Annotated in this window: 9 protein-coding genes; 6 read left to right on the forward strand and 3 right to left on the reverse strand. The window is 71.4% G+C overall.

The annotated features are described in order from the left end of the window. Nucleotides 1-74: 74 nt before the first annotated feature. On the reverse strand, nt 75-2,165 hold the full coding sequence (fusA, locus tag ACW7G5_RS02340) for an elongation factor G (protein WP_457001470.1): 2,091 nt from the start codon (nt 2,163-2,165) through the stop codon (nt 75-77). 245 nt (nt 2,166-2,410) lie between these two features. Between fusA and ACW7G5_RS02345 the strand changes: the two genes are divergently transcribed. Together ACW7G5_RS02345 and ACW7G5_RS02350 are read left to right on the forward strand one after the other, a co-directional pair. Next, nucleotides 2,411-2,845: an OsmC family protein gene (locus tag ACW7G5_RS02345; RefSeq protein WP_457001472.1), complete on the forward strand. Its 435-nt coding sequence runs from the start codon at nt 2,411-2,413 to the stop codon at nt 2,843-2,845. 109 nt (nt 2,846-2,954) lie between these two features. Beyond that, complete coding sequence (locus ACW7G5_RS02350) at nt 2,955-4,646, forward strand: amidohydrolase (RefSeq protein ID WP_457001474.1); 1,692 nt, start codon at nt 2,955-2,957, stop codon at nt 4,644-4,646. An 86-nt stretch (nt 4,647-4,732) separates the two neighbouring features. On the opposite strand, the gene ACW7G5_RS02355 is transcribed toward ACW7G5_RS02350, so the two are convergent. Then, entirely contained in the window at nt 4,733-5,608 is an 876-nt protein-coding gene (locus ACW7G5_RS02355; protein WP_457001476.1) for a PhzF family phenazine biosynthesis protein, read from the reverse strand. 151 nt (nt 5,609-5,759) lie between these two features. Here ACW7G5_RS02355 and ACW7G5_RS02360 point away from each other — a divergent pair, with 151 nt between their 5' ends. Genes ACW7G5_RS02360 through murD form a run of 3 tightly spaced genes read left to right on the forward strand, consistent with a single transcriptional unit; the run spans nt 5,760 to nt 11,192 of the window. Then, on the forward strand, nt 5,760-8,396 hold the full coding sequence (locus ACW7G5_RS02360) for a bifunctional aspartate kinase/diaminopimelate decarboxylase (protein WP_457001478.1): 2,637 nt from the start codon (nt 5,760-5,762) through the stop codon (nt 8,394-8,396). After that, nucleotides 8,393-9,772, forward strand: a complete 1,380-nt coding sequence (murL, locus tag ACW7G5_RS02365) for a UDP-N-acetyl-alpha-D-muramoyl-L-alanyl-L-glutamate epimerase (RefSeq protein ID WP_457001480.1) — start codon at nt 8,393-8,395, stop codon at nt 9,770-9,772. Before ACW7G5_RS02360 ends, murL begins: the two co-directional genes overlap by 4 nt. Beyond that, on the forward strand, nt 9,753-11,192 hold the full coding sequence (gene murD, locus ACW7G5_RS02370; protein ID WP_457001482.1) for a UDP-N-acetylmuramoyl-L-alanine--D-glutamate ligase: 1,440 nt from the start codon (nt 9,753-9,755) through the stop codon (nt 11,190-11,192). Before murL ends, murD begins: the two co-directional genes overlap by 20 nt. 86 nt (nt 11,193-11,278) lie before the next feature. Here the strand turns inward: murD and ACW7G5_RS02375 are convergent, their stop codons facing one another. Beyond that, nucleotides 11,279-12,277 (reverse strand): polyprenyl synthetase family protein, encoded by a 999-nt coding sequence (locus ACW7G5_RS02375; protein WP_457001484.1) that lies wholly within the window; start codon nt 12,275-12,277, stop codon nt 11,279-11,281. A 169-nt stretch (nt 12,278-12,446) separates the two neighbouring features. Between ACW7G5_RS02375 and ssb the strand changes: the two genes are divergently transcribed. Beyond that, nucleotides 12,447-13,004 (forward strand): single-stranded DNA-binding protein, encoded by a 558-nt coding sequence (gene ssb, locus ACW7G5_RS02380; protein ID WP_457001486.1) that lies wholly within the window; start codon nt 12,447-12,449, stop codon nt 13,002-13,004. The last annotated feature ends 126 nt before the right edge of the window (nt 13,005-13,130 follow it).

Below are 13,130 nucleotides of genomic sequence, written 5' to 3' on the forward strand. Positions count from 1 at the left end.
ATGCCCGGGGCCACGCCAAGTGGAAAACGCAGTAAAACGCGATCTTTCCTGCGGCGCACGGGCCCGGCCCGTGCTCAATCGTCGTCCTGGCCGGGATGCCAGGCAGCGGCCAGCGCCTGCTGCAGCTGCGCCGGAACCGGCTCGTAATGGCTGAAATCAAGTGAGTAACGGCCCCGTCCCGCGGTCGCCGACTGCAGCTCGGCAGGATAGCCCTCAAGTTCCGACAGCGGCACCTGTGCCTTGACCACGATGTCGCCGCCGCGCGCCGCATCGGTGCCGAGGATGCGCGCGCGGCGGCCGGCAAGCCCGCCGCTGATGTCGCCCATGTGCGCCTCGGGTGAGGTCACCACCAGGTCGACGATGGGCTCAAGCACCCTGGGCGAGGCCTTCGCCACCGCGTCCAGGAAGGCCTTGCGCCCGGCGGTCACGAACGCGATCTCCTTGCTGTCGACGGGGTGGTGCTTGCCGTCGTGCACGGTGACGCGTACGTCCTGGATCGGGTGCCCGGCCACCGCGCCGCCGGCCATCGCCTGCTGCACGCCCTTCTCCACCGCGGGGATGAACTGGCCGGGGATGGTCCCGCCCTTCACCGCGTCGACGAACTCGAATCCGGTGCCGCGCGGCAGCGGCTCCACGCGCAGCATGACCTCGCCGAACTGGCCGGCGCCGCCAGTCTGCTTCTTGTGCCGGTAGTGGCCTTCGGCCGCGGCGCTGACGGTTTCGCGATAGGCGATGCGCGGCGGGCGCGTGGAGACGTCCACGCCGTGGCGCTCGCGCAGGCGCTCGAGCTGGATGCGCAGGTGCAGTTCGGAGAGGCCGCGCACCACCGTCTCGTTGGTCTCGGCGTCGTGCTCGACCCGGAAGCAGGGATCCTCTTCCGACAGCTTGTGCAGCGCGGTGGCGAGCTTCTGCTCCTGGCCGCGGCTGCCGGCCTCGACCGCGAGGCCGAACATCGGCCGGGGGAAGGCCATCGGCTCGAGATGGATGTGGTCATGCTCGTGGCTGTCGTGCAGCACGGCATCGAAATGCAGCTCCTCGACCTTCGCCACCGCGGCAATGTCCCCGGCCACCGCCTGCTCGATCTCGAGATGCTCCTTGCCGTGGATCCGGTACAGGTGCGCGACCTTGAACGGCTTGCGGGCGTCGTCGACGAACAGCTGCTGGTCGCGCCTCACCGTGCCCTGGTGCACCCGGAACACGCCGAGCTTGCCGACGAAGGGATCGTTGATGATCTTGAAGACATCGGCGATCACATGCGCGTCGGGATCGGGGCGCGACGCGACCGCCTCCGCGCCGTCGCCGCTGCCGCTTTCGAACGGTGGCGGGTTGGCTTCGCCGGGATGCGGGAACAGCCGGGCGACCACGTCGAGGAACTCGCGCATGCCGGTGCCGGTGCGCGCGGACACGAAGCACACCGGCACCAGGTGGCCTTCGCGCAGGCACTGCTCGAAGGCGTCGTGCAGCTCGTCGCGGCCGAGCGCGGACTCGCCGCCGTCCAGGTAGTGCTCCATCACCGACTCCTCCACCTCGACCACCTGGTCGAGGATGAGCCGGTGCCAGTCGGCGACCGGGCCGAGGTCGCTGTCGCCACCGTCGCCGCCGCCGCCGCCGCCGTCGCCGTCGCCGTCGAAGCAGTCGACCACCCGCGTTCCGCCGTCGGCCGGCAGGTTGACCGGCAGCACTTCGGGGCCGAACGCTTCGCGCAGCTCGTCGAGCAGGCGCGCGCAGTCCGCGGCCTCGGCGTCGATGCGGTTGACCACGATGGCGCGGCACAGGCCCCGGCGCGCGGCGTGCTGCATGATCCGCCGGGTGCCGTGTCCGATCCCGGTATCGGCGTCGACCACCACCGCGACCGTTTCCACCGCCGACAGCGCCGACAACGCGGCGCCGCGGAAATCCGGATAGCCGGGCGTGTCGAGCAGGTTGAGGTGGACGCGGTTGCCGTCCGCCGCGCGATGGTCGATGCCGGCGATCGCGGCATCGATGGAATGCCCGCGCGAGCGTTCCAGCGGATCGAAGTCGGAAACCGTGCTGCCGCGCTCGATGCTGCCTGCCGCCTGGATCGCGCCGCCGGCATGCAGCAGGGCTTCGAACAGCGTGGTCTTGCCGGCGCCGGGGTGGCCTGCGAGGGCCACGTTGCGGATGTCTCGGGTTGCATGGGACATGAGTCCGTTTCTCCCTTGTCTGGGCTGAAAGGACGTCATGGCTGTCCGTCGCATCCTGCGACCGGGCCTGCGCGCGGCGGGCGGTCATGGCGGAAAGGCACAGTAGCGCGGCGCGTGCGCGGGCGTCGCGTTGCGACGCAGCATGTGCGTTGGACAGGGCGCGCCGAACGTCGTCACCGCCAAACGCCGGCGTAACGATGGAGCCGCTAGCGTGTCGGGTCCATATGAAGAACGGAGCACGAACAATGGGCATCTCGCGCAAGGCCACCGCACACTGGGAAGGCGACCTCAAGTCGGGCCGCGGCAGCATCAGCACCCCCGCCAGCGGGCTGATGCAGGACACCCGCTACGGCTTCAACAGCCGCTTCGGCGACGAGAAGGGCACCAATCCGGAAGAGCTGATCGCCGCGGCGCACGCCGGCTGTTTCACCATGGCGCTGGCCAACGCACTGGCCGAAGCCGGGCATCCGGCCGACTCGGTGGACTCGCGTGCCGAGGTCGACCTGTCGATGGAAGGCGGGCCGACGCTGAGCGCGATCCGGCTGTTCACCAAGGCCAAGGTGCCGGGCATCGAGGACGCGAAGTTCCGCGCCATCGCCGATGACGCCAAGAAGAACTGCCCGGTGTCCAAGGCGCTGTCGGCGGTGCCGATCACGCTCGAGGCCGAACTCCTGGCCTGAGGGTCCGGAGCATCAGCGGTACGCGGCGGGCATCTGGCCGCAACGGCACGTTGCCCCGCCGCGCGATCGCGGACATAGTCGGCGCGGTCCATCCACGGAGCCCCGCCGCATGCGCCGCAACGCCACCACGATCCTCGCCCCCGCCATCGCAAGCGTGCTGCTTGCCTTGGCTGGCAATGTCCTTGCCGCTGATGGCGAACAGCTCCTGACCGCGGCGCGGATCCATACGTCCGACGCCGACATGCCCGTGGCCACCGCGATGGTCTGGGGCGCCGACGGCCGCATCCTCGCGGTCGGCGACGCTGAAACGCTGGCCGCGCGCCACCCCGAAGCCGAGCGCATCGATGCTGGCGACGCCGCGGTCATTCCGGGGCTGATCGACGCGCATGCCCACCTCATCGGCCTTGGCGAGGCACTGATGCAGGCAGATCTTGTCGGGGCGCGCAGCACCGGTGAGATCGTGGAGCGCCTGCAGGCCTTCGCGAAGGACCTGCCGGAAGGCGCTTGGCTGATGGGCCGTGGCTGGGACCAGAACCTGTGGCCGGACACCGCTTTCCCCACGGCCGCCGTGCTCGATGCCGCCTTCCCGGAGCGCCCGGTCGTGCTCGAGCGGATCGACGGACACGCGACCTGGGCCAACAGCGCGGCGATGCGCGCCGCCGGGCGCGATCTGTCTGGCGACTGGCAGCCCGAGGGCGGCCTGGTGCAGCGCGCAGACGGCCAAGCCACGGGCGTGTTCATTGATACGGCCTCGCGCCTGGTCTACGCGGCGGCGCCCTCGCCGGACGATGCGTGGCAGGACCGCGCCCTGGAGCGCGCGCTGCGCCACGTCGCAAGCCTCGGCCTGACGGGCGTGCACGACATGGGTACCTCCCGCGGCGGGCTCGAGCGGATGAAGCGCTTCGCCGACCGAGGCGCGCTCAGCTTGCGCGTGGGCGCCTACGCCCAGCGTGACAGCGGCCTGGTGGACGAGCTCTGCCGTGATGGTGCCTACAGCCACGCATCCGGCCGCCTGGAAATGCGCGGCGTGAAGCTGATGATCGACGGCGCGCTTGGCAGCCGCGGCGCGGCGCTGATCGAGGACTACAGCGACGATCCGGGCAACCGCGGCCTGCTGGTGCAGAGCGAAGAGGACTTCGAGGCCGCGGTGCGCCGCGCCCACGGCTGCGGCCTGCAGGTGGCCACCCATGCCATCGGCGACCGCGGCAACCGCCTGGTGCTGGATGTCTACGGGCGCGTGCTCGGCGACGATGTGGCAGGCGACCATCGCTGGCGCGTCGAGCACGCGCAGGTGATGGCGCCGGGGGACATCGGGCGTTTCGCCGGCCTGCACCTGGTCGCATCGATGCAGCCCTCGCACGCGACCTCGGACATGGCTTGGGCCGGTGAGCGCCTGGGCGAGGCGCGGCTTGCGGGTGCGTATGCCTGGCGCAGCTTCGAAAAGGCCGGCGTGCCGCTGGCGCTGGGCTCGGATTTCCCGGTCGAGTACGCCGACCCGCGCCTGGGCCTGCTGGCCGCGGTGACCCGGCAGGACGCGCAGGGCCAGCCGCCGGGCGGGTGGCTGCCGGACCAGGTGTTGACCGCGAGCGAGGCGCTGCATGGGTTCACCGCCGGCGCGGCGTGGGCGGCCTTCGACGAAGACGAAACCGGGCGTTTGGCGCCGGGCCTGCGCGCGGACTTCGTGGTGCTGGGCGAGGACCCGCTGACGATCGCCGGCAGCGAACTTGATTCGCTCACCGTGCGTTCGACCTGGGTCGATGGGCGACCGGTGTACGAGGCGAGGCCGAAGTCGCCGCTATAGCGGCTCCCACAAAAGCGGCTCCCACAAAGGAGGCTCCGTACAAGCGCGGCTTCCTACAAGCGCGGCTCCTACAGGGGGCGGCGGGGCTACCAGTCGATGCTGCCGCTGACGATGCTGCGGGCGCGGCCGCCGGACCAGACTTCGCCGGCTGCATCCACGCGCAGTTCGATGATGGCGTCGTGGCCGACTTCGCGGCCCTGGCTGATGCGGTAGAAGCCGTCGTCGCCGGGCAGGGCGTCACGCTCGGCCAGCCAGGCGGCGAGCGTCGCGTTCGCCGCGCCGGATGCAGCGTCCTCGAACGGCGCCGGCGAGCCCACCCAGGCGCGAACGGCAAGGTAGTAGACCGGGTCCTCGCTGCGCGCGAACGCGCACAGGCCCATGGTCCCGGTGGCTTCGGCCAGGGCCGTGATCGCGGTCCAGTCGGGAGTCGCCGAGCGCAGTTCGGCTTCGTCGCGCAGCTCGGCCAGCCACCAGCGGCGGCCGCCGTCCATCAGCACCGGCGGCAGCGCCCCCGTGGCGAGGCCGGCAAGCGCATCGCGCAGGCGCGGGTCGTCGGCGCCGGCGACCTCGACCACGCTCGCGCGCGGCGTGCGTACGGCGACGGTGCGCGAAGCGCCTTCGCCATCCACGCGCAGCGGCAGTTCGCCCACCGCGCAGGACTGGACCAGGATGCCGTCGCGCGGCGTGACCAGGCCGCGGTCTAGCAGCACGTGCGCGGTGCCGACGCTGGGATGGCCGGCGAAGGGGACCTCGCGGCGCGGGCTGAAGATGCGCACGGCGTAGTCGGCCGAGGCGGTGGGCGAGGGGAAGACGAAGGTGGTTTCCGGCAGCCGCGTCCAGCGTGCGATCGCCTGCATGGTGGCGTCGTTCATGTCGCCGGCGTCGGGAATCACGGCCAGCGGATTGCCGGCACCGGCGCGGTCGGAGAACACGTCCAGCTGGACATAGGGACGGGCGGTCATCGGGGGCTCCAGCGCGGGGCGCGCCAGTGTAGCCGCGGCGCCGCGTCGGGACGGTCCGCGCGCGCGGTCCGGGTGACCACCGGACGCGAGCCGGGAAGCGCCGGGACCTTGCACGCGGCTAGAATCGCAGGTCGTGCCCACGCCTCCCGCCATGACCTCCATCCCCGAATCCGCCGCCCGCTGGATCGTGCTCAAGTTCGGCGGGACCTCGGTGTCGCAGCGCGAGCGCTGGGACACCATCGGCCGCCTGTCCGCGTCGCGCGCCGCGGACGGCCGTCGCGTGTTGGTGGTGGTTTCGGCCCTGTCCGGCGTCACCAACGAGCTCACGGCCATCGCCGACGGCGCGGCCGACGCCCGGGTGCGGCTGCACGACCTGGTGGAACGGCACCGCGCCTTCGCGGTGGCGCTGGGGCTTGATCCGGATGCGGCGGTCGGGGCGCGGCTGGATGCCCTGCGCACCCTGGTGGCCGAGCCGCGCGCCGCCAGTCGCCCGCTGGCGTGGCAGGCCGAATTGCTGGCCCAGGGAGAACTGCTGTCGTCCACGCTGGGCGCGGCCTACCTGCGTGCCCAGGGCCTGGATTTCGGCTGGTGCGATGCTCGCGACTGGCTCCAGGCGGAGTCGCTGCCCAACCAGAACGACTGGGCGCGACGCCTGTCGGTGGCCTGCCGCCACGATGCCGTGGGCTCCTGGCGGCCGCGCTTCGACGCCCAGCCCACCGCCATGGTGCTCACCCAGGGCTTCATCGCCCGCCACGAAGACGGCGGCACGGCCACCCTGGGCCGCGGCGGCTCCGATACCTCGGCGGGCTGTTTCGGCGCCCTGCTCGGTGCCGAGCGCGTCGAGATCTGGACCGACGTGCCGGGGATGTTCAGCGCCAACCCGCGCGAAGTGCCCGACGCGCGCCTGCTGGCCCGGCTTGACTACGCCGAGGCGCAGGAAATCTGCACCACCGGCGCCAAGGTCCTGCATCCGCGTGCGATCAAGCCCTGTCGCGATGCCGGCGTGCCGATGGCGATCCTGGACACCGCGCGGCCGGATCTCCCGGGCACGCGCATCGACGGCGGCGCCGACACCGTGCCCGGCGTCAAGGCCATCAGCCGCCGCGACGGCGTGGTCCTGGTGTCGATGGAAACCATCGGCATGTGGCAGCAGGTGGGCTTCCTGGCCGACATCTTCGAATGCTTCCGCCGCCACGGCCTGTCGGTCGACCTGATCGGCTCGTCGGAAACCAACGTCACCGTGTCGCTCGACCCGAGCGAGAACCTGGTCAGCACCGACGTCCTCGAGCGCCTGTCCGCGGATCTTGCCCGCAGCTGCCGGTTGAAGGTGATCGCGCCCTGCGCATCGATCACCCTGGTCGGGCGCGGCATGCGCTCGCTGCTGCACAAACTGTCCGATGTCTGGGCCACCTTCGGCCGCGAACGCGTGCACCTGATTTCGCAGTCGTCCAACGATCTCAACCTGACCTTCGTCATCGACGAAGCCGACGCAGAGGGACTCATGCAGGAACTCCACGAAGAGCTCATCGCCAGCGGCGCGATGCCCGTGCGCGAAGCCGACGTCTTCGGCCCGCGCTGGCGCGAGATCCAGGGCGGCCTGCGCCGGCGCCCGGCGCCGTGGTGGCATGCGCGCCGCGATGCGCTGCTGGCGCTGGCCGCCGAAGGCACGCCGCGCTACACCTACGACCTCGGGACCGTGCGCGCCCGTGCCCGCCAGCTGGCGGCGGTGGCCGCGGTCGACCGCCGCTTCTATGCGATCAAGGCCAATCCGCACCCGGCCATCCTGCGCCTGCTGGTGGAGGAAGGCTTCGGCTTGGAGTGCGTGTCTGCCGGCGAGATCGCGCACGTGTTCTCGGTGCTGCCGGAGCTTGATCCGGCGCGGGTGCTGTTCACGCCGAGCTTTGCGCCCATGGATGAATACGCGCTCGCGTTCGAACGCGGCGCCACGGTGACCCTCGACAACATCGAGGCGCTGGACAGCCGGCCCGAGGTGTTCCGCGGGCGCGCGCTGTGGCTGCGCGTGGACCTGGGCCGGGGCGAAGGCCACCACGAGAAGGTGCGCACCGGCGGGCTGGCCTCGAAGTTCGGGCTGCACGTCGACCGGGTCGCGGACTTCGTCGCCGCGGCGCGCCGGATCGACGTGCGCATCACCGGCCTGCACGCGCACCTGGGCAGCGGGGTCGACACGCCCGACCACTGGCGCGAGGTCTGCGACGAGCTGGGCGGGATCGCCGAGCGCATCGGCAGCATCGACACCATCGACATCGGCGGCGGGCTGCCGATCCCCTACCGCGAGGACGATGAACCGTTCGATCTCGATGCCTGGGCCGCGGGCCTGGCCGAAGTGAAGGCGGCCTATCCCGGCTATCGCCTGGCGATCGAGCCGGGGCGCTTCCTGGTCGCCGAATCCGGCGTGCTGCTGCTGACCGCCACCCAGGTGGTGGAAAAGGGCGGCGTGCGCCGCGTGGGCGCCGACGCCGGCATGAACGTGCTGATGCGGCCGGCGCTGTACGAGGCCTGGCACGACATCCACAACCTGTCGCGGCCGGAGGGTGACGACACCCTGGCGTTCGACGTCGTGGGGCCGATCTGCGAATCCGGCGACGTGCTCGGCCACCAGCGGCCGCTGCCTCGCGACACCGCGCCGGGCGACGTGCTGCTGGTCGCCGACGCCGGCGCCTACGGCATGGCCATGGCCAATACCTACAACCTGCGCGCGCTGCCGGGCGAGAGCGTGCTTTCCGGATGCGCGCCTCTGGAAGGCGTACGCGGGGAGAGCGGGGAATGAGCATCGTGTTCGATCGCGAGGCGGTGGCATGCTTCCGCTTCGTCGACTGCGCCTTCGATCCGGGCACCGGCGTCGCGCGGCTTGTGTACGCGTTCGACGACGGGCCGGAGCTGGTGGAGACCGTGATCGTGCCCGGCGCGCCGTTCAGGCTCGAAGGCGCGCGGATGGAGGCGGTCACGCAGGCGCTTCGCCTGCTGCACCTGGTCGCCGGCGTCAGCTATTACAAGGCGGCGGTGCCGGAGGACATCCGCATCGATGGCTATGCGATCGATGACGACACGGCGATGCTGCTGGAAGAGATCTACCTGCAGGGCCTCGGCGAGTTCGCGTACCGGAACGGGCTCGACCTCCATGGCCGGATCCGCTTCCCCCGGCGCGCGGCGGACGAAGCCCGGAGCGCCGATGGCGAAGCGGGCGCGCCGGCGCTGGAGCTCCGCCGCCACGCGCTGGTGGCCATCGGCGGGGGCAAGGATTCGCTCGTGTCCATCGAAGCCCTGCGCGCCGCGGGCATCGACCAGACCGTGTCCTGGGTCGGCGGCTCGCAGCTGATCCGCGCCTGCGCCGAGCGCACCGGCCTTGCGACGCTCAACATCCAGCGCCAGCTTGCGACCGAGCTGTTCGAATACAACCGCCAGGGTGCGTACAACGGCCACATCCCGGTCACCGCCATCAACTCGGCGATCCTGGCCCTGGCCGCGGTGGTGCTGGGGGTCGACCAGGTGGTGTTCTCCAACGAGCGCTCGGCAAGCTACGGCAGCCTGATCGAGGGCACCGGCGAGGTGAACCACCAGTGGTCGAAGGGGTGGGCCTTCGAACAGGCCTTCGCCGGCCACCTCAAGCGGCACGTCGCGGCCGACCTCGGCTACTACTCGCTGCTGCGCCCGCTGTCGGAGCTGGCGGTGGCGCGCCAGTTCGCGCGCAGCGACCGCTACGACGCCTGGTTCTCGAGCTGCAACCGCAACTTCCACCTGCTTGGCGAGCGTCCCACCAGCCGCTGGTGCGGGGTCTGCCCGAAGTGCCATTTCGTGTTCCTGGCGCTGGCGCCGTTCATGCCCAAGCCGCGCCTGGTCGGCATCCTCGGCCGCAACCTGCTCGATGACCCGGCGCAGATCGCGGGCTATGACGCGCTGATGGAGTTCCACGACCACAAGCCCTTCGAATGCGTGGGCGAGGCGCGCGAGTCGCGCGCGGCGATGGCGGCACTGGCGGCGCGTCCGGAGTGGCGCGAGGACGCGGTGGTGCAGCGCTTCGGCCGCGAGATCCTGCCGCAGATCGATCCCGCTGAACTGGAGATCGCGCCGCTGCTGGTGCCCGATCCGGAACACGGCATCCCCGACGCGGTCTGGAGCCGCCTGCATGCGTATTTCGCAGCTTGAGGGCCGCCGGGTCGCGCTGTGGGGCTGGGGGCGCGAGGGCCGCGCTGCATACCACGCGCTGCGGGCCGGGCTTCCCGCGCAGGCGCTGACCCTGTTCTGCGGTGCTGGAGAGGCGGCGTCGGCAGACGCGCTCGGCGATGGGCTGCTGGCGGCCGAAGCCGAGGCCAGCGCCGGCCGGCTCTCGGCCTTCGACGTCGTGGTGAAGTCGCCCGGCATCAGCCCCTACCGCCCGGAGGCGATGGTTGCCGCGCACGCGGGCACCGCCTTCATCGGCGGCACCGCGCTGTGGTTCGGCGCACAGGCAGAGGCGGGCGGGGTCGCGCGCGGCGTCGCCTGCGTCACCGGTACCAAGGGCAAGAGCACCACCACCGCGCTGCTGGCCCACCTGCTGCGCGCCGGCGGCGTGCGCACCGCGCTGGCAGGCAACATCGGCCTGCCATTGCTGGAGCTGCTGGACGACCGGGCCGACGCCTGGGCGATCGAACTGTCCAGCTACCAGACCGGCGACGTGGCCGCGGGCGGCGTGCGCCCGGACGTGGCGGTGGTCACCAATATCTTCCCTGAGCACCTGGACTGGCACGGCAGCGAGGACCGCTACATCGAGGACAAGCTGGCGCTGGTGACGCGCGCGAAGCCGCGGATCGCCGTGCTCAACGCCTCCGACCCGCGGCTGGCGGCACTGGGTGCCCGGCTGCACCCCGATACCGAAGTGCGCTGGTACGGGCGCGAAGAGGGCTGGCACTTGCGCGGCGATGTCCTGCATCGCGGCGGCGAGGCGCTGTTCGACACCCGCGACGTGCCGCTGCCGGGGCGCCACAACCGCGGCAACCTGTGCGCGGCGCTGGCCGCGATCGAAGCCCTGGGCCACGACGCCGTGGCGCTGGCGCCGGCGGCGCACACGTTCCGGCCGCTGCCGCACCGGCTGCAGGTGCTTGGCGTGCGCGACGGCAGCACCTGGGTCAACGACTCGATCAGCACCACGCCGCATGCAAGCCTGGCCGCGCTGGAGGTCTATCGCGATCGCCGCGTGGCGCTGCTGGTCGGCGGACACGATCGCGGACTGGACTGGTCGGATTTCGCTGCGCAGATGCGCACGCACGCGCCCGCGGTGGTGGTGACCATGGGTCGAAATGGTCCGCGCATCCACGAATTGCTGGCGACCTTGGCCGAGGAAGGCGGCTTCGCCCTGTGCGAGGCTGCCGACCTTGCCGACGCCGTCGGCAAGGCGCGCGCGGCGCTGGCGACGGGTTCAAGGCCGGCGAGCGGCGATGTCATCCTGATGTCGCCCGGCGCGCCGAGCTTCGGGCCGTACCGCGACTACGTGGAGCGCGGCCGCGACTTCGCGCGGCTGGGTGGCTTCGATCCGGACGTGATTTCGGAGATCCCCGGGCTGGGCATTGCTTCGTCGAATCCGGGCTGAGAGCGCGGGTTCAGGCTCGGGCGCTGTGTGGGAGCGGCTATAGCCGCGATGCGGGGTGTCCGGTCGCGGCTATAGCCGCTCCCACATCAGGCGCCGCGGTCGACCGCGTGGCGGACCAGACCGCGGAGGGCAGCCACGGCCTGGTTGTCTTCAAGCCCCTCGAGCGCCGCCTCGGCCAGGGCGGCATATTCCCGCGCGCGCTCGATGCTGTATTCCAGCCCGCCGCTGGCATGGATCGCCGCGACCGCCTCGTCCAGCGCGTCGGCATCGCCCTGTTCGACGATGCCGCGCAGGCGCGCGCGCAGCGCCTCGTCGGCATGCGCCATGGCGTGGATCAGCGGCAGCGTCATCTTGCCCTCGGCGAGGTCGTCACCCAGGTGCTTGCCGAGCGCGGCCTCGTCGGCGCTGTAGTCGAGCACGTCGTCGGCGATCTGGAAGGCGATGCCCAGGTTGAGGCCGAAGTCGTGCAGGCGCTGCTGCACCTCGTCACTGGCGCCGGCCAGCAGCGCGCCCAGGCGGGTCGCGGCGGCGAACAGGATCGCGGTCTTGCGCTCGATCACGCGCAGGTAGGCGGCTTCGTCCACGTCCGGGTTGCGCACGTGCAGCAGTTGCAGCACCTCGCCCTCGGCGATGCGGTTGGTGGTATCGGCCAGGATTTCCTGCACCGGCATCGAGCCGAGCTCGACCATCAGCTGGAAGCTGCGCGAATACAGGAAGTCGCCGACCAGCACGCTGGCGGCGTTGCCGAACACCGCGTTGGCGGTGCTGCGGCCGCGGCGCAGGTCGGATTCGTCGACCACGTCGTCGTGCAGCAGCGTGGAGGTGTGGATGAACTCGACCACGGCCGCCAACTGGTGCGCGTCGGCGCCCTGGTGGCCGAGGGCGCGGGCGGCGAGCAGGAGCAGCATCGGCCGCAGGCGCTTGCCGCCGCCGGCGACGATGTGCTCGGCCACCTGGTTGACCAGGACCACGTCCGACGCCAGGCGGCGGCGGATCAGGGCGTCGACCGCGGCCATGTCGGGCGCGGCGAAGGCCTGGGTTTCCGGCAGGGGCAGGGCGGGGCGGGGCGGGGCGGTCTGATCCATGTCGTGCGCGGTTCTGGGGGCCGTCATTATAGGGTCCGGCGCCGGACTACGGACCGCGCGGGATTCGCCCGACGGGGCGCCGGGCGTCGGGCGGATGGCCACAGGGTGGCGGTTATACTCATCCTTTTCCTCCTGCCAATCCCGGCGGAGAGCGCAAGGAACCCAATCCATGGCCCGCGGAATCAACAAGGTCATCCTCGTCGGCAACCTCGGCAACGATCCCGACGTCAAGTACACCCAGAGCGGCACCACGATCACCACGATCAGCGTGGCCACCACCGATGCCTGGAAGGACAAGCAGTCCGGCCAGCAGCAGGAGCGGACCGAGTGGCACCGGGTGAAGTTCTTCGGCCGCCTGGCGGAAATCGCCGGCGAGTACCTGAAGAAGGGGCGCCAGGTCTATATCGAAGGGTCGCTGCGCACCGACAAGTACACCGGCAAGGACGGCATCGAGCGCTACAGCACCGACATCATCGCCGACGAGATGCAGATGCTTGGCGGTGGTGGTGAAGGTGGCGGCCAGCGGGGCGGTGGCGGCGGCGACTACCAGCGCGGCAGCGGTGGTGGCGGCGGCGGCGGCGGTGGCGATTACCAGCGTGCCCCGCGTGAATCGTCCGGCCAGGGCCGGCAGGGCCAAGGGGCCGGTGCTGGTGCTGGTGCGGCTGCCGGAGCGGCGGGCGCCCCGTTCGACGATGGCGGGTTCTCGGACGACGACATCCCGTTCTGAGCCACGCCCGAGCTGGCACGCCCCGGCAATGCCGGGGCCCGGCGACGCACGACGCCAGGCAGGACGGCCGAAGCCGGGCGCGGATTTGGTCGGGCAGGGCCTGCCCGCTATCCTAGGCGGATCAAG

Source organism: Luteimonas sp. A501 (assembly GCF_054052085.1).